Genomic DNA, 22,444 nt, shown 5'->3' with positions numbered 1-22,444 from the left:
GATGAATAATTTCAATGAGATCGATCTCGATTTACTGAAACGGTTGTCAGAAGCTGATGGGATTAGTGGGAATGAACGCGAAGTCAGCCGCATTGTAAAAAATTTTGGAGCTGATTTTTCCGATGCGATTTTTTATGACAATCTTGGTTCAGTGATCTTACAAGCTAATGGAGCTCCAGCAGCCCCCAAAATCATGCTTTCCAGTCATCTGGATGAAGTTGGTTTTATGGTTCGGAGTATTACTGAAGAAGGCTATTTGAATTTACTTCCTGTTGGGGGTTGGTGGGGGCATGTCATGCCAGCCCAAGAATTGACGGTCACAACTGAAACAGGGGGGAAATTCGTAGGGGTCGTGGGATCACGAGCGCCCCATGGAATGTCGAAAACTGAAAAGACTAAGGTGATGGAGCCGCGGGAACTTTATTTAGATTTAGGGGTCCCCAGCCGTAGTTTTGTTGAAGCCTTAGGAATCCAAGTTGGGGATATGATCACACCAAACGTTCGCTTTCGCCAGCTAAATGATCCGAATTATCTCTTAGGAAAAGCATGGGATGATCGCTGTTGTGTCGGTGTCGGACTTGAAGTTTTACGTAATTTGAAACGATCAAGTCATCAAGCAACTGTTTATTTTGCGGCGACAGTTCAAGAAGAAGTCGGCATTCGCGGTGCTCGAACTGCCGTCTATACGATCAAACCAGATATTGCGATCGCCTTAGATGTTACGACTGCAACCGATACACCTCTTGATTGTGAGGGGATGAATTTAGGCGATGGCGTCACGTTGTCGGTGTTAGATTCTTTAACGATCGGTAACAGCGGGTTAGTTCAACTGATGGCAGAAATCGTAGCCGAACTCAACTTAGATGTTCGCTATGACTTCATGACTGTTGGCGGGACAGATGCGTGTAACATTCATAAGATGTTAACGGGCGTGGTTTCCATGACGATCTCGATTCCCACCCGCTATATGCATTCGCCCCGTTTACTGATCCACCGAAAAGATTATGAACAAACGATCCAGTTAGTGACCGAATTTTGTCGGCGCGTCGACTGGGAACAATTAAATCAATTGAAAAGTACGGTTGGAATCCAATCCAAACATGAAATCGAGGAAACGAAATGAACGATGAACAATTACAAGTGGTGATGGGTTTAATTTTAAATGCTGGAAATGCAAAATGTGAAGCTGTTGCGGCTTTAGCTGCAGCCAAAGCCGGTGATTTTGCAACCGCTGAAACAAAAATGGCTGACGCAAATCAAGCCTTGATCGCTGCGCATAATACGCAAACGGGTTTGTTAACAGCAGAAGCAAGTGGCGATCAAGTAACGATGACGTTATTGATGGTCCACGCCCAAGACCATTTAATGAATACCATCTCTTATCTTGATCTGACACAAGAATTAATCGCTCTTTACCAGCGAATCGCGTAACGAGTAAGCGAGTTGTCCAGTAGACGGCTCGTTTATTTTTTTGTTTTTGGCAAGTAGGTGAGTTTTTAAATCGCTAGCACAAACGTCAAACTTATGCTAAAGTGCACGGTGAAGACTTTTTTAGAAAGAAGAGATCAGATGACAAATCATTGGTTGAATCGATTAGTAAAACTTCAACAAAAATATACGCAGGTGATGCGCGGACGTTATGGACGCTTTGATGACTTGAATAAACTATTGTTACTTGTTTGGTTACTTGTCTCGATCGTTAGCCGCTTATTACCGTTTCATTTAGGAACGATCATTGAGGGGCTGCTGTTAGGATTGATGTTCTATCGAATCTTTTCGCGGCGGATCGTGGTCCGGTCGAATGAGAATCAAAAATTTTTGCAAAAATTAGCGAGCTGGAAACGCTTCTTTAATAGAAGAAAAAATTCTTATCGCTATTTTAATTGTCCAAGTTGCAGTCAAAAAATGCGTGCGCCCCGCGGTCGGGGAAAGATCAAAGTGACGTGTCACAACTGTCACGCGCAATTTGTCAAAAAAGTATAAAGGCCAGGTGAAACGATGAAGGTGATTTTGATCCGTCATGGAGAAAGCGAAGCAAATTTTGAAAATTATTGGACTGGTTGGCTCGATGTCGATCTGACGACTAAAGGACTGAAGCAAGCTCAAGTGGCAGGCGAAAAAATCGCAACTCGTGGTTTAACGATCGATGTTGCCTTTGAGTCTGTTTTAAAACGATCCATCAAAACCGCGAAAGTTATTTTAAATGAAGCACAGGCAAACTTTGTACCAGAATTTAAGACGTGGCGTTTGAATGAACGGCATTATGGCCAATTAGTCGGGAAAAACAAAGCCCAGATGACGGCCGAATTTGGAGCAAAGCAAGTTGAAAAATGGCGCCGCGGGTATACGACGGTTCCGCCGCTAGTTGAAAAAAATCATTTTGATCGTCGCTACGCTACCCTTGATCCTCGTTTGATCCCACTAGGCGAAAGTTTGCAGCAAACGCTGACCCGCGTGTTGCCGTTATGGGAAGATCAAATTGCACTACGAGTTAAGTTAGGACAAACGGTTTTAGTTTGTGGGCACGGAAATAGTTTGCGGGCGTTGATCAAATATTTAGATCAAGTGGCAGATGATGCAGTCAACACGATCGATGTACCGAATGCTACGCCTGTTGTCTACACGTTTGATGCAGCACTCCAAGTTGTAGCAAAAGAAGTCTTATAGTCGATGAAGGGAAGTAAGATGAAAAATTTTATTTGGGATTTTGATGGGACATTGTACGATACCTATCCGGTTATGTTACAAGCACTGCTAAAGACGTTACACGACTATCAGCAAGTGTTGCCGGCTGAAGAGGTCTATCGCAAAATCAAGGAGACGTCGATCCGTCAGTTGATCACAGAACTGCCAGTACCGCAAAAAGAATTTGATGAAACGTATCATCGCTATGAAGCTCTTCGTTTGACTGAATCATTTCCATTTGAAGCTACCCCAGACGTCTTAGCGGCATTAAAAGCGGTGGGCGCGCAGCATTTTATTTTGACCCATCGGACAGTGGAGTCAACATGGCAACTGTTAAAACGTGATGGACTAGCTGATTTTGTGACCGAGATTATTGGTTCAGATTCCGGCTTTCCTCGGAAACCTGATCCGACTTCATTGGAGCATTTGATCGTAAGACATCAGTTGGATAAAAAGCAAACCGTGATGGTCGGGGATCGCCCATTGGATATCAAAGCAGGAGAAAATGCTGGTATCCAAACGATTTTTTATAATCGCGACGGATTTGCTAATCCAGTCGCCCCTGATTTTGAGGTCACGAGTCTGCGGGAAATTCTTCCTTTAGCGGCGAAATAATTATGTTATACTAATATCGGAGGTGTATTATGGAAATCAAAAGAGACCAAGAATTAGTGGAAGCTTATCATTATGACTTACCACCAGAAGACCAAGAAGTAGAACAAGTGATTCGTTTGAACTTTACGCCCTTAGAATCGACGGATCCAGATTATCCGCAAGAAGATAGCATTTTGCAAATCCGTTTAGTATTTGTGTTGCCAGTAGATGATCGGTTCATCGTTCAAGGCGCCGTTTCGCAAGTCAATCACATTTTAGGCCGCAAAGTCAAAGAACAAACTGATTTGACTGAAGAAGAGGCCAATGAGTTGGTGGCACCGTTATTTAAAATCGTTGAGCGTCTAACGTATGAAGTAACGGAGATCGCGTTAGACGAGCCGGGAGTCAATTTGAATTTCGTCTCAACTAAAGGCGAAGATGGGCAACAATCAGAATAAACTACGAATCCTTTCTGCGGAGAGGATTTTTTTGTTGGAAAAATCACAAACAAAATAAAAGACAAATGATTTAAAGTGCGCTAAAATACTCCAGTCACTAGAATATAGCCACGCGCAACTATTTTTTAGGGTGTACTGCTGAAGAGTAGTCACCGGGAACCTTTACTTCCTTTGACAGACTTGTCATTACTTAATGTTTAAGGAGGATTACAATGACAACTCTGTTCACTGTTTTAGTGGTTTTGATCTTTGCTGCGTTGCTGGTGGCTTTTCGTCATCTGCAAACGATCCACGTCAAGTTTTCAACTCGAGTCTTTGCCGGGTTAGGCGCGGGGATCATTTTCGGCGGTGTTTTGCAATTATTATTTGGCAACACCAGTAAAGTCGTCAAACAAGCAATGGAATGGATCGGAATCGTCGGTAATGGTTACGTATCACTATTACAAATGTTAGTTATGCCGCTTGTATTTATCTCGATCGTTGGGGCCTTCACTAAGATGAAGTCCAGCGAAAAACTCGGGAAAATCAGTTTCAATGTTTTATTTATTTTGTTAGGGACGACAGCGATCGCCGCTTTAGTCGGTATCTTAGCTGTGATGGTCTTTGGCTTAGATGGTGCGACCTTTACCAAAGGTGCGGCGGAAACGGCTCGGATCGGAGAGCTAGCGCAAAAACAAAAACTCGTTCAAAACTTCTCCATCCCGCAACAAATTTTATCGTTTATCCCAACGAATGTCTTCGCTGATTTTGCTGGGACTCGTTCTACCAGTACGATCGGGGTCGTGATCTTCTCAGCCTTTGTCGGGATCGCGTACTTAGGTGTTAAACGCAAAGCACCGAAAGAAGCCCAGACGTTTGCTGAGATTATCGAAAGTTTGTACAAGATCATTATGCGAATCGTAACGCTTGTTTTGCGTCTGACACCTTATGGAGTCTTCGCACTGATGACCAATGTGCTAGCAACTAGTGATTTTAAAGCAATCTTGAATTTAGGAAAATTTATTTTAGCATCTTACAGTGCGTTGATCGTCGTGCTATTGATCCACGCCTTGATTTTAATGGCGGTGAAAGTCAATCCGGCGACGTATTACAAAAAAGTTTTCCCAACGTTGAGCTTTGCTTTTACTTCGCGGTCTAGTGCCGGAACATTGCCAATGAACATCGAGACTCAAACGAACGCTTTGGGAGTCGATGAAGCAACGGCTAACTTTGCCGGAAGTTTCGGGATCTCGATTGGGCAAAACGGTTGTGCCGGTGTGTATCCTGCGATGTTGGCAACGATTGTCGCGCCAACTGTCGGGATCAATGTGTTTGATTTGAAATTTATCGTGATGTTGATCGCGATCGTAACGATTAGTTCATTTGGCGTTGCCGGTGTCGGGGGTGGCGCAACCTTTGCGTCATTGATCGTGTTAGGTGCGATGAACTTACCGGTTGCGATCGTGGGATTAGTCATCTCGGTTGAACCATTGATCGATATGGCTCGGACTGCCATCAATGTTGATGGCAGTATGGTCGCCGGTGTCGTCACGAGTCATCGAATCCATGATTTTAACGATGAGATCTTACATGATCCCAACGCTTCAGTGGAAACCAATTAATTAAAGTAATTCGAGTAAAGCTTGGGTGGCGCGGCCCAAGCTTTTTTGGTACACTTTTTTTGAGGTGAAGAAATGTTTAACGAACAAGTAAAAGTCATTTTATATGCACAAGCTGTTCCAGCAGCTGCTGAATTTTGGCAAACGTTAGGTTTTAGTTTGATCAGTTTAGATGAAGTCGATGGTTCAACCGTTGCGGAATTAGCGGTGACTGAAAATAGCGGTACGCATTTAGTGATCTATGACCGCGCGTTTATTGCAGAAAATACGGCTGACGCGAGCGAACCTGCACCAGCTTTAATTTTTTCCAGTGACGATGTCTTAGGGCTTTATCAAAGCTTGCAAGCAAAAGAGATTCCGATGGGGGATCTGACAAAAGTGGGCGACGAACTCGTTTTTAATTTTGTTGATTTAGATGGGAATTATTTCGTGGTTTCTGGTAAGTAAACATTCCGTTTTTGCGGGATGTTTTTTTTAAAAGACGGAAATGACGTTAGAAACGTTGTTTAAAGGAGGGTAACAATGGCAGAATTATTTGCAGTCGGAGATGTCCACGGGGAATATGGATTATTTCAGCAAGTCTTGGAACAGTTTGAACCAGCCACGCAACAATTGCTATTGATCGGAGATTTGAATGATCGCGGCAAGCAATCCAAACAGTGCTTTTTAAAAGCTTTAGAACTGGTGGAAAAGTATGATGCCATTTATTTGCGAGGCAATCACGAAGAGTACTTTTTACAGTTTTTAAAAGATCCGGAAGAACTCTTTCAAAGTTATGTCTATAATGGTGGAAAAGAAACGATCGAAAGCTTACTTCATCCAGGGGCGACAGAAGAATATTCCCCCACGGAGATCGCGCTGTTTATCCGAAGCCGCTACAAAGAATTGCTGACCTTTTTATTGAATCAGCCGCTTTATTATGAGTGGCATGATTATTTGTTTGTCCACGCTGGGGTCGATTTGACTAAAAAAGATTGGCACGATACGGACCCAATGGATTTTTTATGGATCAGGGAGCCGTTTCATCAAGGAAAAAATCAAACGGGGAAAACGATCGTCTTTGGTCATACGATTACACCGATGTTATATGGTGACATGCAGACGACTGCTTTGTGGCAAAGTGATCATAAGATCGGGATCGATGGCGGGGCGGTTTTTGGCGGGAGTTTACATGGTGTGGTTTTTAATGAAGACGGCATTGTCCATGACTATGAAGTTAAAAATCCTCACGCTTGGCAACCGGATTTTTAGCGCGCTGTCATTTGTGGTAAAATGAATGGGATTTTGTTAGAAAGTAGGAAGTCAGATGACAGAAAATATCAATCAAACGATTTTAAGCTTAGTCGATCAAGAGTTGCCCGCATACCGTCTGCAACAGATCAAAGTCGTCTTAGAATTGTTAGCAGAAGGGAATACCGTTCCCTTTATCGCGCGTTACCGTAAAGAGCGGACCCACAGTTTAGATGAAGTTCAGATCCGCGAGATCGAAGAGCGGTATCATTATTTAGAAAATCTTGAAAAGCGTAAAGCGGAAGTCTTGCGTTTGATCGCGGAGCAAGAAAAATTGACCCCGGAGCTGGCTGAAAAAATCCAAGCAACGGTCAAGATGCAACAAGTAGAAGATTTGTATCGGCCGTATAAACAAAAACGCCGGACAAAAGCAACGATCGCAAAAGAGCACGGTTTGGAACCGTTAGCTGATTATTTGATGAGTCAACCAAAAAGCGGCGATGTGAATAGTAAAGCAGCCGAATTTGTCACAGCAGAGATCACAACACCTGCAGAAGCCTTAGCTGGCGCCCATGAGATCTTAGCTGAACAGATCAGTGATGAGCCAATGTTTCGAACATGGATTCGTGACTATACTAAAAAACATGGACGCTATCACAGCACAGTTAAAGCTGAGGAGCAAGATGAAAAAGGCGTTTATGAAATGTATTATGATTTTACCGAGCCGATCACTAAAATGGTTTCCCATCGGGTCTTAGCTTCAAATCGAGGCGAAAAAGAAGGGGTTTTGAAAGTCAGTTTAGTCGTTGATGAACAAAAAATCAGTGATTACTTCGAGCAAAAACTGATCCCGCACACTGAGTCGGTTACCGCGCCTTTTATTCGTGAAGCTTATCTGGATAGCTATAAACGGTTTATCGGTCCTGCAATCGAGCGCGAGCTGCGCAATGAATTGACTGAACAAGCTGATGAGCAAGCGATTGCGATCTTTGGTGAAAATTTACGGAATCTGTTGTTGCAGCCACCACTAAAAGGCAAAGTTGTCTTAGGTTTTGACCCAGCGTATCGGACGGGCTGTAAATTGGCAGTCGTTGATGAAACGGGCAAAGTGTTAGCGATTGAAGTCATCTACCCCCATAAGCCAGCTGCCCAAGCCAAACGTCAAGCCGCCGGTCCAGCTTTTCAAGCACTGCTGAAAAAATATCAAGTCCAAATGATCGCAATCGGTAACGGAACGGCCAGTCGAGAGTCAGAGCAATTCGTCGCGGAACAAATCAAACAAATCGACCAAACCGTTTTTTATGTGATCGTCAATGAAGCGGGAGCATCGGTTTATTCTGCTAGTGAAGTTGCCCGTACAGAATTTCCTGAGCTTCAAGTCGAAGAACGCAGTGCGGTCTCGATTGCCCGCAGATTGCAAGATCCGTTAGCGGAATTGGTGAAGATCGATCCCAAAGCAGTTGGTGTCGGTCAGTATCAGCATGATGTGGCGCAAAAACGTTTAGCTGAGCAATTGGATTTTGTCGTTGAAACGGCTGTTAACCAAGTGGGTGTTGATGTCAATACAGCTAGTCCGCAGTTGTTACAATCGGTTTCCGGACTGAATAAGACGATTGCCCAAAACATCGTTAACTATCGTGAAGAAAATGGCGTTTTTACTAGCCGACCCCAATTGAAAAAAGTTCCTCGGTTAGGTCCAAAAGCTTATGAACAAGCGATCGGTTTTTTACGGATTCCTCAAGCGAAAAATGTTTTGGATAATACTGGGATCCATCCAGAAAGTTATGCTAGTGCTAAAAAAATTTTGGCATTAGCAGATGTGAGGTTAACTGAACTTGGCAATGCAGCTGCAACTGAAAAAATCAACCAACTGTCTGCAAGTCAATTAGCGCAACGGTTTTCAATTGGCAAAGAGACGGTGCAAGACATCTTACTGGCGTTACGAAAACCTGGTCGGGATATGCGCGATGCTATGGCTGCCCCGCTATTACGTCAAGATGTGTTGAGCATGGAAGATCTGAAACCGGGAATGGAATTAAAAGGAACGGTTCGAAACGTGATCGACTTTGGCGCTTTTGTTGATATCGGCGTGAAGCAAGATGGGTTGGTCCACATTTCAAAACTTAGCCAAAAATTTGTCAAGCATCCCACCGATATCGTTTCGGTAGGAGATGTCGTAACGGTTTGGGTCGAGGCAGTGGATCTGAAAAAAGGCCGGATCAGTTTGACGATGGTACCGGAGCAATAGGAGTAAGCCATGACGGAACAAGAATTACAACAGCTAGTTGAGAAAATCTCGCTGGAAAGTTTTAAACGGCCTTTTTTACACCAGGCTGTGTTTAATCGGCGTTTGAAAACGACTGGTGGGCGCTATCATTTAAACGATCACCATCTAGATTTCAATCCATTAGTGGTAGAAAAATATGGGCAGCCAGAATTGGTCAGTGTGATCAAGCATGAGTTGTGTCACTACCATCTGCATTTGACTGGCCGAGGCTATCAGCATCGTGATGCCGATTTTAAAAAGTTATTAGCCCAAACAGGTGGCGCGCGGTATGCGCCGCCGCTAGTTGAAAAAAGTTATCATTGTTATTGTTGTGAGCACGGTCATGAGATCTTACGACAACGGAAAATAAATACAAAATGCTATGTTTGCGGAATCTGTCGCGGCGTTCTTCATTATCAAGGATTGAAAAAGCGGAAGCGTAAGTAAATATTTCGCGGTTCAGAGCGGAAAAGTTTGCTATTTTTTAGTAGATATATGATAATATAAATCGCAACGATAATTCTGTACATACAAGGAAGAGGATCAAATGAACAATAAAGATACGTTATATCATTTTGTCGGCATCAAAGGTTCAGGGATGAGTTCTTTAGCACTTGTCTTACATGAGAAAGGTTACAACGTCCAAGGTTCTGATGTTGAGACTTATTTTTTCACCCAACGAGATTTAGAAAAAGCTGGCGTAACGATTTTGCCATTTAACCAAGACAATATTAAACCGGGAATGACGGTGATCGCTGGAAATGCCTTTCCAGATACGCATGAAGAAATCGTTCGGGCCAAAGAATTAGGTCTAGAAGTGATTCGTTATCATGATTTCATCGGGCAATTCATCCAACCTTATACAAGTGTCGCGGTGACAGGTTCACACGGGAAGACGAGTACGACTGGTCTACTTTCACACGTGTTGAGCGGAATCGCACCGACGAGTTATTTGATTGGGGATGGGACCGGACATGGTGTGCCAGATGCGAAATTCTTTTCATTTGAAGCGTGTGAATACCAACGTCATTTCTTAGCTTATGCACCAGATTATGCGATCATGACCAATATTGATTTTGATCATCCCGATTATTTCAAAAGCATTGAAGACGTTTTTGAAGCGTTCCAAACGTTGGCTTCCCAAGTCAAAAAAGGAATCTTCGCGTATGGAGATGACAAATATTTACGTAAGCTAACAGCGAATGTCCCGATTTATTATTATGGATTGTCTGATACTGATGACATTCAAGCTAAAAATATCACGCGGACGACTAAAGGCTCAGCTTTTGATGTCTACCATGATAAAACGTTTATTGGTCGTTTCACCGTGCCGTCTTTTGGCAAACATAATATTTTGAACGCACTAGCAGTGATCGCAGTTGCGTACTTTGAAAAATTAGACATGGATAAAGTCAAAGAAGAGATGTTGACTTTTTCTGGGGTCAAACGACGCTTTACTGAAAAAAATGTTGCTGATATGGTCTTAGTCGATGACTATGCTCATCATCCAGCTGAGATCAAAGCTACGATCGATGCTGCTCGTCAAAAATATCCGGACAAAGAATTGATCGCAGTTTTCCAACCGCATACGTTTACGCGGACGATCGCGTTGATGGATGATTTTGCCGAAGCACTGGATCGAGCAGATCACGTTTACTTATGCGATATCTTTTCATCAGCGCGGGAAACGACTGGTGATGTGAAAATTGAAGACTTAGGCGCTAAGATCCAAAAAGGCGGGCAAGTCTTAAAAGAAGATAATATGTCGCCACTTTTGGATTATCATAATGCAGTCGTCCTATTCATGGGGGCTGGCGATGTCCAGAAATTTGAACGGGCTTATGAAAATCTATTGAGCAATGCGACCCGTAACGTTTTATAACTGAGCCAAAACAGCTGTGAACGAGGTGCTTCACTTTTGTCACACAGTTTAGCTGGAGGAAGGAGTAGAACTTTGTGTTCCACTCCTTTTCGATTTATGGTTGCGCCTTTGAGTCAGTCTGCTAAAATAAGGATAGTTAAAAAGATGATGGAGGGAATTTTGTTTGTATAATTCAAAAGCTAAAAAAGTCGGGAAGGCGATCGATGAGATTGAAGAAGGCGATTCGTTATCGCTGACAGAATCGATCGAAGACAACCAATTGCTGTTGTATCTAGGGTTGACCAATGATGCGAATCCGCTTTATATCCAACATGAATATGCCAAGACGACTGAATATCAGCAACCACTTGTGCCATCGATCATGATCATGGGAATTATTACGAGTGCGATCTCGAAACATTTGCCAGGACCTGGCAGTCACGTGGTCAATTTTTCAATCAACTTCATCGAACCAATTTTTCACTATGAGACGCTGACATTTGAATTTGTGGTGATCAAAGTCGACAAGATGAAAGATGTCGTGACGATTTCAGTGGAAGCCAACGATATGGAAGAAAAACGAATTTTAGATGCGGTAGTAATGGTGAAACCGCCAGCTGATCATTATGAGGAGGATGTACATGGACAATCAACAGACGAAAACTTCTAGTTTGAATCGTTTCTATAGTAAAATTTATGCGTATTTAGGTTTAGGAATCGCAGTTAGTGCGGGGATCTCGTATTTAGTTTTAGGACCTTACATGACGCAAGTCGCGACACTGGTCAATCATTTTCCTTTGGGTTTGTGGGGGATCTGGATCTTAGAGATCGCACTGGTGATCTTTTTAGGCGTCAAGGCAGAGAAAAATCCGACATTAGCATTGTCAGGCTTTATCGTCTACTCGATGTTAAATGGGGTCACACTAGGAATCACGTTAGCAGCTTACAATATCGGAACGGTGACCCAAGCCTTTGTTTCAGCGTCGGCTACATTTATTGTGATGTCCTTGGTAGGTAGTTTTACGAAAAAAGATTTGTCAGGGATCGGTCGAGCGGGACTCAGCTGTTTGATCGGGATCATCATTGCGATGTTACTAAACGCCTTTGTGTTGCATAGTTCGGCGGTCGAATTATTCATCTCGATTTTGATGGTCGTCATTATGTCAGGGATCACCGCGTATGACAACCAAATGATCCGCCAAATCTATTATCGCTCAAATGGCGAAGTATCTAACGGCACCGCGATCTTTATGGCACTGTCCCTTTATATTGATTTTATCAACTTGCTGATTTCCTTTTTACGGATTTTTGGCAGTAACGATTAAAACAAATTGCAGGCAACTTTTCGCCTGCAATTTTTTTGTGTTTTTTTGTTGATTGACAGCAACTAAAATTTTTTTCAATTTCTTTTGTAAAGCGTCACTCTTTGTTAGAATAAAGCGTAAAGGAGTCGAGCAGATGACGAAAAAATTATTATTAGTAGACGGCAATAGTGTGGCATTTCGAGCATTTTTTGCGTTACACAATTCACTAGAACGGTTTAAAAATCAAAGTGGGTTGCATACGAATGCGATCTATGCCTTTAACAATATGTTTGAAAATGTAATGACAAAAGAAAAACCGACCCACGTTTTAGTCGCTTTTGATGCGGGGAAGACGACGTTTCGAACGGAGTTGTATGGTGAGTATAAAGGCGGTCGGTCTAAAACACCGGGAGAATTTCGCGAGCAGCTACCTTATATCCGCGAGCTGTTGCAAGGCTTAGGCGTAAAGTATTATGAATTACCTAATTTTGAAGCGGACGATATTATCGGGACGTTGGCTCACCGAGCTAGTGAAGCGGATTATGAGGTAGTCGTTTTATCTGGTGATCGCGATCTGACTCAGCTAGCGAGTGAAAAAGTGACTGTTGATATCACTGTCAAAGGTGTTAGTGAGATCGAATCTTACACACCGGCGCATGTCGCGGAAAAATACGACGGCTTGACGCCTAATCAAATCATCGACATGAAAGGCCTGGCCGGTGATGCGTCGGATAATTATCCCGGCGTAACAAAAGTGGGCGAGAAGACAGCCATCAAATTATTAAAACAATTTGGCAGTGTCGAAGGAATCTACGACCACTTGGATGAATTGAAAAAAAGTAAAATGAAAGAAAATCTGATCAATGACAAAGAGCAAGCTTTTTTGTCTAAGCAATTAGCGACGATCGCAACCGATGCACCCGTTGAAATCGAATTGGATGAATTGGTGTACCATGGTAAAAACCTTGATCAGCTGATCGCATTTTATAAAGAGATGGACTTCAAACAATTTTTGAATAAGCTGAATGTGGTAGAAGAAGTGGCTGAATTGCCAGAAGTCAGTTACCAAGTTGTGCATGAATTTGATGCCTCGATGTTTGAACCAGACATGGCTCTTTATGTGGAGATGCTCAGTGATAATTATCATTTAGCAGATGTAGTCGGGATCAGTTGGGGCAATCAAGAAAAAATTTATGTGACACCAGATTTAGAATTGTTCGAAAGTCCCGCCTTTAAAAAGTGGCTCCAAGCTGAAGATGGAAAAAAAGTCTATGATGCCAAACGAACGTATGTGGCCATCAATCGCTATAGTGGCAAAACGCAAGGCATCAACTTTGATGTGTTGTTAGCGGCTTATTTATTAGATACGAATGATAATAGCAATGATATCGCTGGAGTTGCCAATCACTATGGTTACACGGAGATCCAAACAGACGAAGAGGTCTATGGAAAAGGTGTCAAAAAAGGATTGCCGGCAGCTGAAACTGAATTTTACGCTCACTTAGCGCGCAAGATCCAAGCGATCCAGTTTTTAAGTGAGAAGTTGAGTCAAGAATTAGAAGAAAAAGAGCAGACTGAACTGTTCTATCAAATGGAATTACCGCTTTCAAAAATTTTAGCCGAAATGGAGATCGCGGGGATCACAGTCGATGCGAGTCGCCTGCAAACGATGCGAGGCGAATTTTCGCAACGATTATTAGAGATCGAGCAAAAAATCTATCAAGAGGCAGGGACGGAATTTAACGTCAATTCACCGAAGCAATTGGGTGTGATCTTATTTGAAAAAATGAATCTACCGGTGATCAAAAAAACGAAGACGGGTTATTCAACTGCGGTCGATGTGTTGGAACAATTGCGAGATCAAGCTCCGATCGTCGAAGATATTTTAAATTACCGCCAGTTGGCCAAGATCCAATCGACCTATGTGGAAGGTTTATTAAAAGTGATCCAAGCCGATAATAAAGTCCATACGCGCTATATCCAAACGCTGACCCAAACTGGGCGTTTGAGTTCAGTCGATCCGAATTTACAAAATATCCCGATTCGTTTAGAAGAAGGCCGGAAGATTCGCGAAGCGTTTGTGCCGCGGCAAAAAGATTGGCTGATCTATTCATCTGATTATTCCCAAATCGAATTGCGGGTATTAGCGCACATTTCAGGCGATGAACATTTGAAAGAAGCTTTCCGGGAAGGCCTGGATATCCATGCCAGTACAGCGATGCGGATCTTTGGCGTTGCAAAAGATCAAGTGACACCGAATATGCGCCGCAATGCTAAAGCGGTAAATTTTGGGATCGTCTATGGTATTTCCGATTATGGGCTGTCACAAAATTTAGGGATCTCTCGCAAAGCTGCCCAAGAATATATCGATACGTATTTTGAAAATTATCCAGGAGTCAAGCAATATATGGAAGAAAGTGTGCGGGAAGCAAAAGATAAAGGGTATGCGACTACGTTATACAATCGTCGCCGCTACTTGCCAGATATCAACTCACGGAATTACAATGTGCGCTCATTTGCGGAACGGACAGCGATCAACACGCCAATCCAAGGAAGTGCCGCTGATATTTTGAAACTCGCGATGATCGAGTTAGCTAAACGTTTGAAAAAGGAAAAATTACAAGCCACGATGCTGCTGCAAGTTCACGATGAATTAGTCTTTGAAGTGCCTGAGACGGAATTAGCAACGTTGGATCAATTAGTCAAAGAAGTGATGGAACACACCGTTGACCTTGATGTGCCGCTGATCACGGACAGTAGTTGGGGTAAAACGTGGTACGAAGCGAAATAAAGGAGCAAATGTAATGCCAGAATTACCAGAAGTTGAAACAGTTCGCCGAGGCTTAGTGTCACTTGTCAGAGGTAAAAAAATCCAGCAAGTCGAAGTTCGGTGGCCTAAAATTATCGAATCACCAGATGTGGAACGTTTTAAAACTGAACTCATCGGCGAAGTGATCCAAGATGTCAAACGTCGCGGAAAATATTTGATCTTTGAATTTTCTGATTTTGAAATGGTCTCGCATTTGCGGATGGAAGGAAAATACGAATTTTTTACAACCGAAGTCCCATTAGACAAGCATAGTCATGTCATTTTTCATTTTACCGATGGCAGCGAGCTAGTCTATCGTGATGTACGTAAATTTGGCCGGATGGCGCTACTTAAAAAAGGCGAGGCGCTTCATTACAAAGGAATCCAGCAGTTAGGCCCTGAGCCGACGGAAAAAGAGTTTGACTTAACTGCTTTTGTGGTAAAACTAAGCCGAGCTAAAACGATGATCAAGCCGCTTTTATTAAATCAAAAAGTCGTTGCTGGTCTAGGAAATATTTATGCGGATGAAGTTTTATGGTTAGCTAAGATCCATCCCGAAGAGCCTGCGCAACGCTTGACGGAAGAGGAAGTCGCCACCTTACGTCAAGCGATCATTGCTGAGCTAAAAAAAGCCCAAGCTGCTGGCGGGACTACGATCCGAACGTATTTGAATGCTTTAGGTGAAGCGGGAAATTTCCAACAGCAGCTTCATGTCTATGGTCAAACAGGCAAACCGTGTGAACGGTGTGGTACGCCGATCGTAAAAATCAAAGTCGCTCAACGAGGTACGCATTTTTGTCCCCATTGTCAACAATTAAAGTAGGTGAAGAAAATGAGTTTTGTTTTAGGGATCACCGGTGGAATTGCCAGTGGAAAATCGACGGTGGTGAAATGTTTTGAACAAGCTGGTTATCCGATCGTGGATTCTGATGTGATCGCACGCCAAGTCGTCGAACCAAATACGCCGGGACTTTCAGCAATCGTGACGGTTTTCGGTTCCGAAATCTTGACTGCTGAAGGAACCTTGAACCGACAAAAACTAGGGGAATTGATTTTCAATGATCCTGAAAAACGTGATTTACTGAATGATACGTTGGACCCGTTTATTCGGCAGGCGATCAAAGCGGAGATCGCGGAAAAAAAGCAGCTGAGTGAACTCGTGATCGCAGATGTGCCTTTATTATATGAAGGAAAATATGATCGTTATACGGATGCTGTCGCCGTCGTTTTTGTTACGCCACAAGTCCAACTGCAACGCTTGATGGCACGCAATCAATTAAGTGAAGCTCAGGCACTGGCTCGGATCAACAGTCAACTGCCGCTAGTTGAAAAAAAAGCACGAGCTGATTTTATTTTTGATAACGACGGTCCACTAGTAGAAACGCAAAAACAAGTACTAGCTTTTATCCAACACAAAACATGGGAAAAGTTAGCGTAGAAGCTGGGGGAGTCACGTTACTCCTTCAGCTTTCTTTGACCTTTTAGTTGTGATACACTCGTGCTATAAAGAAAGAGGTGGAACCATGCGCTGCCCTAAATGTAACCATAATAATTCTCGTGTGATCGACAGTCGGCAAACCGATGACGGTCGCGCGATCAGAAGACGCCGCGAGTGTGAAAATTGCGGTTTTCGCTTTACGACCTTTGAACGGATCGAAGCGACTCCTTTATTAGTGATCAAACGAAACGGCGATCGCGAAGAGTTCAGCCGTGATAAAATCTTGCGGGGATTGATTCGCTCTGCTGAAAAACGGCCGGTAGCAATGGAACGGATGGAACAAATCGTAGATCACGTGGAAAATCGAGTTCGGAGTCTAGGGGAAAATGAAGTGTCAACTAGTCTGATCGGCGAATATGTGATGGAAGATCTGATCGATGTCGATGAGATCGCTTATATTCGGTTTGCCAGTGTTTATCGTCAGTTTAAAGATATGTCGGTCTTTTTGAAAGAATTGCAAGAGATCGTCGACAAAGCAAAATCAACGAAAGAATAAGGAGGCTTTTTTTGTGCCATCGATCAAGCCCACAACTATTTATACCGTCTATGGCACGCCTGTGTTGGATCATAGTCGCCAACAAGCTTTACTGTTACTTTATCAACCGATCATCGGACCACTCGCGTTGAGCTTATATTTGAGTTTGGCCGCCGACTTGACACCGGCTGGAAAAAGTCCGGAACTCATGCATGCCGATCTTTTAAGCGCGGTCGATCACGGATTGCCGGAAGTGTTAAAAGCTCGTGCTCATTTAGAAGGGATCGGTCTTTTAACTGTTTGGATCAAAGAAGATCCTGAGCTGGGTGTCCAGTTAGCTTATCGGTTGAACGAACCTTTGCTACCGGCTGATTTTTTTCAAGATGCGTTGATGAGTTATTTATTATTGGAAAAAATCGGTGAGCATCGGTACACGCGTTTAGTGGAACGTTTTGCACCAGCTCCGGTCACCCTGACTGGTTTCACTGAAATCACGCAGCGGTTCCAAACGGTCTATCGCTTTGATGAAAATCGATTTGCTGCTGAGGCGCCCCAAGTCGAACAGGTGGCGAGTCAGTTTGAAACACCGGTGAAAAAAAGTGATTTTGATTGGACTTTTTTTGAGCAACAAGTAGCCCGGTTCAAAATAAAACTTTCCACTGAAGATCGTGCTAAACTTGAAGCACTGCATGAATTGTATGGCGTCAGTGAATTAGAGCTTGCAGATCTAGCCGCCAAAGCCGCGGGTCCTGATGATGTGATCGCCTTTGATTATTTGCGGCAATTGATCCGCCAGCAGACTGCTCCGAAACGACTTGCCTCTGCAAAAAATCCAACTCCGGCTACCAGTGCTGCTGAGCTAAAAGAATTTTCGGCTCCTGAGCAGACAATCATCTCAGAAAGTGAACGCTTGGCGCCGATCGAATACTTACAAGCGATCAAAGCGCAAAAACATGGCTTTGCTACGACTGCTGAAGAACGGTTAGTCGAAGGATTGTTGAGTCGACATATTTTACCCAAAGCGGTCATTAATATTTTGATCAATTATGTTTTAGTGATCTTGAACAATGCCAACTTGAATGCGAATTTTGTCAATGCGATCGCAAATGACTGGGCGCAGCGTAAGATCACCACACCGGCAGCTGCAATCACGCATTTGCGGCAAAATTTACAAGGTTACGAGAAAAAAACGACTTCGCAAAAAAAATATCCGCAACGTGTTCAGCGGGGCCGAGTCGAAAAATTGCCTAAATATATCAAAGAACCACCTAAAGAACAGCAGCTCAGTCCTGAAAAGCAACGTGAGCTAGATCAGAAACTGCAAGCTTATTTAAATAAAGAAGGTGAGAATTAATGGAAGATGTCGGAAAAGAATTGACAAAGATCATCAACAGCCGCGGCGTCTCGGGGCGGTATCATGAGATGATGCAAACGGTCTTGGAACATCCTGAAGTTCGCCAATTTATCGAAAGCCATAAAGAAAAACTGACACAAGCTGATATCGAAAAATCATTTGCGAAACTGTACGAGTTTGTGCAAGAAAAACGCAAATATGAAACGGGAGATCCCACGATGATCGCACCAGGTTACGAACCGAAATTGACCTTGAACTTTCACTTTATCGATGTTACCTACGTTCCCACCGATGAATTGTTGCGTCAGCAAAAAGAAGAACAGATTCGTAATCGAGTCAGTGCGTTGAATATGCCTAAAGATATCAAGCGTGCTTCAATCCGCAATTTCGAAGTGACGCCGGGTCGCTCAGAAGCGTTAGAAGCCGCACTAGATTTTATCAATGGCTATGAACATGAACCGAAAGCTTTTCACAAAGCGTTGTATCTCGTTGGTTCATTTGGAGTGGGGAAAACGTATTTGTTAGCTGCGATCGCCCATGAGCTAGCGATCAAAGGTTTCGAAACAACAATGGTCCACTTTCCGACTTTTGCTGGTGAGATGAAACAAGCGATCTCTTCTGATCAAGTGGGTCCGAAGTTAGATGAAGTGAAACGCGCACCGGTATTGATGTTAGATGACATCGGGGCAGATTCCATGAGTGCTTGGATTCGCGATGATATTTTAGGAACGATCTTACAATATCGAATGCAAGAACAACTGCCGACTTTTTTCTCATCAAATTTTGATTGGGAAGGGCTGGAAGGTCATCTGACTGTCAGCCAAAAAGGCGATGAAGAACCGTTAAAAGCGAAACGGATCATGGAACGCGTTCGCTATTTGAGCCAAGAGATCTGGCTGACCGGCGATAATCGTCGCCAAAAATAAAAGAGATTTCTTAGAAAAGAGGAAACGCCCTATTAAAAAGCGCTTTCATTTGTGCTTTTATTAGGGCGCTTTTTGTGAAGAATGGTATAATCATCTTTGTTAGGAGTGAAATGATGAACGCCAATGAATTATCGCAGCGTTTGCAAACAGTAGCTGAACTAGTTGAACCGGGTGCGCGCGTCGCCGATATCGGATCAGATCACGCGTATTTACCGGTCGCACTAGTTCGAGCTGGAAAAATAAATTTTGCCGTAGCAGGTGAAGTCGTAACCGGTCCATTTGAATCAGCGCAACGTCAAGTCGCTAAATTCGGTTTGCAAGACCAGATCGCCGTGCGGTTTGGAGATGGCTTAGCAGTGATCGAGCCGGCTGACCAGATCGATACGATCACAATTTGTGGAATGGGCGGTGTATTGATCCGCGATATTTTACAACGGGGAAACTTAACGGGGCAAGAAAAATTGATCTTACAACCGAATGTCGCGGAGTATCAATTACGTCAGTGGCTCGTAACGCGTGGCTACACGTTGACTGCTGAACGAATCATTCGCGAACACCATAAGACGTATGAAGTGATCGTCGCTGAAAAAACACCGGTCCAGCCTGATTACAGTGCCAAAGAATTGTATTTTGGGCCGCACTTGCTGCAAGCTCGTGACCCGATCTTTATCAAAAAGTGGCAACATCAATTAACCAAACAAGTGGCGATCTTAGCTAGTTTAGAAAAAAGCACCCACGCTGTTGAAAGTAAAAAAGTTCAATTGCAACAAGAAATCAGTTGGATCAAGGAGGTTATCGCCCATGCAGGGAACTGAGTTTATCACGCGCTTTGAAAAATATTGTCCGCAATGGTTAGCTGAACCGGGTGATCCAGTCGGCTTACACATTGGAACATTGAATAAGCCGGTCAAAAAAGTCATGATGAGTCTTGATGTGCGTCCAGCAGTCGTTCAAGAAGCGATCGAAAAAAAGATTGATCTGCTGGTGGTGAAACATCCGCCGATCTTTCGTCCAGTAGAGCGTTTGACGACTGACGATGTGCAGACGAAAATGTATGCCGATCTTTTGCAACACGACATTGCAGTCTATGCGGCCCACACTAATATGGATATCATTGAGAACGGATTGAATGATTGGTTTTGTGAGTTGCTCGGTGTCAAAAATACGCGGTACTTAGTTGAGACGCATCAGATCCGACAAAAAAAATTAGCGGTCTTCGTTCCCAATGAAAATGCGAAGGCTCTACGCCAAGCATTAGCAGAAGCTGGAGCTGGTAAGCAAGGAAATTATGAAGCAACGTCGTATTCCATTAACGGAATGGGTCGCTTCACGCCAACCCTAGGCGCAAAACCAGCGATCGGACAAGTCGGGACACCTGAACAAGTCCAAGAAACGAAGATCGAAGTGATCTTTAACGAACAACTTGAAGAAACTGTCGTTGCCGCAATGAAAGCCGCTCATCCATATGAAGAGCCGGCCTATGATATTTATACGTTGGATAATGGCGCCAAAAAATTTGGGATCGGCCGCATCGGTGAGTTGGCACAAGCACAAGCGACCGAAGATTTTATTGCACTCGTTAAACAACAATTTCAGTTAGCAGGCTTGCGAGTCGTCTATCCAAAAATTAAAAAAGAGCAGATCAAGACGGTAGCGATCTGTGGCGGCAGCGGGGAGAAATTTTACTGGCAAGCAGTCGCGGCTCAAGCAGATGTGTATCTCACTGGTGATGTTTATTACCACACGGCTCACGATATGCAAGAAACGGGCATGCTCGTGATCGATCCTGGACATTACATCGAACAGCTGTGTAAGGAAAAAATGGTAGCACAGTTCAATCAATGGAAAAATGAAGAAAGTTGGGACGCGGAATTTATCGTATCGGAAACGTCTACGAATCCTTTCTCATTTAAATAAAAGCAACTTAAAGGAGAGAAGCAAGATGTACGAAAACTTATTACCAAGATTTTTACAATACGTCAAAACTGAAACTCGCTCAGATGCAACGAGCAAAACGACCCCTTCAACTGAAACACAGGTGGCTTTTGCTCATGAGCTGATGAAAGAATTAGAAAAAATCGGGATGCAAGACGTAACGTATAATGATAAAAATGGTTACGTGATCGCGACTCTACCAAGCAATGTAGACCATGACGTGCGCAAGATCGGTTTTATCTCTCATATGGATACTGCCGATTTCAATGCGGAAAATGTTAATCCGCAAATCATCGAAAATTACGATGGCGAATCAACAATCAAGTTAGATCAAGCTGGAAAATATACATTGAATACGAAAGATTTCCCTAACTTGAAAAACTATCAAGGTCAAACGTTGATCACGACGGATGGCTCGACTTTATTAGGCTCAGATGACAAGTCGGGGTTAGCTGAAATCATGACGGCGATGGAATATTTGATCCAACATCCAGAAGTCAAACACGGTGAGATCCGGGTGGGCTTTGGACCAGATGAAGAAATCGGGATCGGTGCCGACAAATTTGATGTAGCTCAATTCGATGTCGACTTTGCCTACACAATGGATGGTGGACCACTAGGTGAATTGCAATATGAAACCTTTAGTGCGGCGCAAGCTGAAATCACGATGCACGGGAAAAATGTCCATCCCGGAACCGCTAAAAATACGATGATCAACGCCTTGCAAATGGCGATTGATTTCCACGATCAATTACCAGCAGCTGAACGGCCAGAAAAAACAGAAGGTCGCGAAGGTTTTTATCATCTATTAGCGTTAAACGGGAATGTGGAAGAAGCTACGATGACGTATATTATCCGTGACCATGATCGCGAAAAATTTGAAGCGCGCAAAGCAAACATCTTACGCATCCAAAAAGAAATGAACAGTCAATTCGATCAAGAACGAGTTGAGATCAATATGTATGATCAATATTACAACATGGGTGAGGTCATCGAAAAAGATATGAGCGTCATCGATCTAGCTAAAGGCGCGATGGAAGAAGCCGATATCAAACCAGTGATCGCACCGATCCGTGGTGGTACGGATGGCTCTAAAATCTCATTTATGGGGATTCCAACGCCAAATATTTTTGCTGGGGCAGAAAATATGCACGGCCGATTTGAATTTGTTTCACTGCAAACGATGGAAAAAGCTGTGGATACGATCATTAACATCGTCAAAAACAATGCGGAATAACTTTTTGAACGAATGAGAATGGAGTAGTCGCAACGACTGCGATCACTTTTCAAGAGAACGTCAGGCCGATTAACTGGCTTGGCGTTCTTTTTTGTATGATTTGAAAACCACCTGCTATGCGGGTGGTTCCAAAAAGCTTTTAGCGTGGTATCAAAAAAGCCTCCCAAAATGATAAGATAATGCTGGTTGACCGACCGCATCACTATCAGATTAG

Annotated in this window: 23 protein-coding genes; all 23 read left to right on the top strand. The window is 43.3% G+C overall.

Annotated elements, in window-relative coordinates:
• Position 1: 1 nt before the first annotated feature.
• The 23 genes from GVJ38_RS09780 (at position 2) to pepT (ending at position 22,230) form a co-directional block, all read left to right on the top strand.
• On the top strand, positions 2–1,123 hold the full coding sequence (locus GVJ38_RS09780; protein ID WP_159722975.1) for a M42 family metallopeptidase: 1,122 nt from the start codon (positions 2–4) through the stop codon (positions 1,121–1,123).
• Positions 1,120–1,431: a PTS lactose/cellobiose transporter subunit IIA gene (locus GVJ38_RS09775; protein WP_159722974.1), complete on the top strand. Its 312-nt coding sequence runs from the start codon at positions 1,120–1,122 to the stop codon at positions 1,429–1,431. The genes GVJ38_RS09780 and GVJ38_RS09775 overlap by 4 nt, the downstream gene beginning before the upstream one ends.
• A gap of 138 nt (positions 1,432–1,569) precedes the next feature.
• On the top strand, positions 1,570–1,983 hold the full coding sequence (locus GVJ38_RS09770; protein WP_159722973.1) for a hypothetical protein: 414 nt from the start codon (positions 1,570–1,572) through the stop codon (positions 1,981–1,983).
• A gap of 15 nt (positions 1,984–1,998) precedes the next feature.
• Positions 1,999–2,667: a 2,3-bisphosphoglycerate-dependent phosphoglycerate mutase gene (locus tag GVJ38_RS09765; protein WP_159722972.1), complete on the top strand. Its 669-nt coding sequence runs from the start codon at positions 1,999–2,001 to the stop codon at positions 2,665–2,667.
• Between the two features lie 18 nt (positions 2,668–2,685).
• Positions 2,686–3,300, top strand: coding sequence for an HAD-IA family hydrolase (locus GVJ38_RS09760; protein ID WP_159722971.1), 615 nt, complete (start codon positions 2,686–2,688; stop codon positions 3,298–3,300).
• Positions 3,301–3,329: 29 nt separating this feature from the next.
• Complete coding sequence (locus tag GVJ38_RS09755; RefSeq protein WP_159722970.1) at positions 3,330–3,737, top strand: DUF1149 family protein; 408 nt, start codon at positions 3,330–3,332, stop codon at positions 3,735–3,737.
• A gap of 212 nt (positions 3,738–3,949) precedes the next feature.
• A complete protein-coding gene (locus tag GVJ38_RS09750) occupies positions 3,950–5,338 on the top strand; it encodes an L-cystine transporter (protein ID WP_159722969.1) in 1,389 nt (462 codons plus the stop codon).
• A 72-nt stretch (positions 5,339–5,410) separates the two neighbouring features.
• Positions 5,411–5,782 (top strand): VOC family protein, encoded by a 372-nt coding sequence (locus GVJ38_RS09745; RefSeq protein WP_159722968.1) that lies wholly within the window; start codon positions 5,411–5,413, stop codon positions 5,780–5,782.
• A 75-nt stretch (positions 5,783–5,857) separates the two neighbouring features.
• Positions 5,858–6,586 carry a metallophosphoesterase family protein gene (locus GVJ38_RS09740; protein WP_159722967.1) on the top strand — a complete coding sequence of 243 codons (729 nt, stop codon included), beginning with the start codon at positions 5,858–5,860 and terminating at the stop codon, positions 6,584–6,586.
• Positions 6,587–6,641: 55 nt separating this feature from the next.
• On the top strand, positions 6,642–8,813 hold the full coding sequence (locus GVJ38_RS09735) for a Tex family protein (protein ID WP_159722966.1): 2,172 nt from the start codon (positions 6,642–6,644) through the stop codon (positions 8,811–8,813).
• 9 nt (positions 8,814–8,822) lie between these two features.
• Positions 8,823–9,278: a SprT family protein gene (locus GVJ38_RS09730; protein WP_159722965.1), complete on the top strand. Its 456-nt coding sequence runs from the start codon at positions 8,823–8,825 to the stop codon at positions 9,276–9,278.
• A 100-nt stretch (positions 9,279–9,378) separates the two neighbouring features.
• The gene (gene murC, locus GVJ38_RS09725; protein WP_159722964.1) at positions 9,379–10,713 is read left to right on the top strand and encodes a UDP-N-acetylmuramate--L-alanine ligase; all 1,335 of its coding nucleotides are present in this window, start codon (positions 9,379–9,381) and stop codon (positions 10,711–10,713) included.
• A 163-nt stretch (positions 10,714–10,876) separates the two neighbouring features.
• A complete protein-coding gene (locus GVJ38_RS09720) occupies positions 10,877–11,362 on the top strand; it encodes a MaoC/PaaZ C-terminal domain-containing protein (protein WP_159722963.1) in 486 nt (161 codons plus the stop codon).
• The gene (locus GVJ38_RS09715) at positions 11,334–12,017 is read left to right on the top strand and encodes a Bax inhibitor-1/YccA family protein (protein WP_159722962.1); all 684 of its coding nucleotides are present in this window, start codon (positions 11,334–11,336) and stop codon (positions 12,015–12,017) included. Before GVJ38_RS09720 ends, GVJ38_RS09715 begins: the two co-directional genes overlap by 29 nt.
• A 133-nt stretch (positions 12,018–12,150) precedes the next feature.
• Positions 12,151–14,787, top strand: a complete 2,637-nt coding sequence (gene polA / locus GVJ38_RS09710) for a DNA polymerase I (protein WP_159722961.1) — start codon at positions 12,151–12,153, stop codon at positions 14,785–14,787.
• Positions 14,788–14,800: 13 nt separating this feature from the next.
• A complete protein-coding gene (gene mutM / locus GVJ38_RS09705) occupies positions 14,801–15,628 on the top strand; it encodes a DNA-formamidopyrimidine glycosylase (RefSeq protein WP_159722960.1) in 828 nt (275 codons plus the stop codon).
• Between the two features lie 9 nt (positions 15,629–15,637).
• Positions 15,638–16,243 carry a dephospho-CoA kinase gene (gene coaE, locus GVJ38_RS09700; RefSeq protein ID WP_159722959.1) on the top strand — a complete coding sequence of 202 codons (606 nt, stop codon included), beginning with the start codon at positions 15,638–15,640 and terminating at the stop codon, positions 16,241–16,243.
• Positions 16,244–16,328: 85 nt separating this feature from the next.
• On the top strand, positions 16,329–16,799 hold the full coding sequence (nrdR, locus tag GVJ38_RS09695) for a transcriptional regulator NrdR (protein ID WP_159722958.1): 471 nt from the start codon (positions 16,329–16,331) through the stop codon (positions 16,797–16,799).
• A 13-nt stretch (positions 16,800–16,812) separates the two neighbouring features.
• Positions 16,813–18,132, top strand: coding sequence for a DnaD domain protein (locus GVJ38_RS09690; protein ID WP_159722957.1), 1,320 nt, complete (start codon positions 16,813–16,815; stop codon positions 18,130–18,132).
• On the top strand, positions 18,132–19,058 hold the full coding sequence (gene dnaI, locus GVJ38_RS09685) for a primosomal protein DnaI (RefSeq protein ID WP_159722956.1): 927 nt from the start codon (positions 18,132–18,134) through the stop codon (positions 19,056–19,058). Before GVJ38_RS09690 ends, dnaI begins: the two co-directional genes overlap by 1 nt.
• Before the next feature lie 113 nt (positions 19,059–19,171).
• Complete coding sequence (locus GVJ38_RS09680; protein ID WP_159722955.1) at positions 19,172–19,873, top strand: tRNA (adenine(22)-N(1))-methyltransferase; 702 nt, start codon at positions 19,172–19,174, stop codon at positions 19,871–19,873.
• Positions 19,860–20,975: a Nif3-like dinuclear metal center hexameric protein gene (locus GVJ38_RS09675; protein WP_159722954.1), complete on the top strand. Its 1,116-nt coding sequence runs from the start codon at positions 19,860–19,862 to the stop codon at positions 20,973–20,975. The genes GVJ38_RS09680 and GVJ38_RS09675 overlap by 14 nt, the downstream gene beginning before the upstream one ends.
• Before the next feature lie 25 nt (positions 20,976–21,000).
• The gene (gene pepT / locus GVJ38_RS09670; protein ID WP_159722953.1) at positions 21,001–22,230 is read left to right on the top strand and encodes a peptidase T; all 1,230 of its coding nucleotides are present in this window, start codon (positions 21,001–21,003) and stop codon (positions 22,228–22,230) included.
• The last annotated feature ends 214 nt before the right edge of the window (positions 22,231–22,444 follow it).

The sequence above is a fragment of the Enterococcus sp. CSURQ0835 genome (assembly GCF_902706605.1).
In the GTDB taxonomy this organism is placed as follows: Bacteria; Bacillota; Bacilli; order Lactobacillales; family Enterococcaceae; genus Enterococcus_A.
The sequence above is the reverse complement of the archived record's forward strand: the minus strand, read 5'-3'. Positions and strand labels throughout refer to the sequence as shown.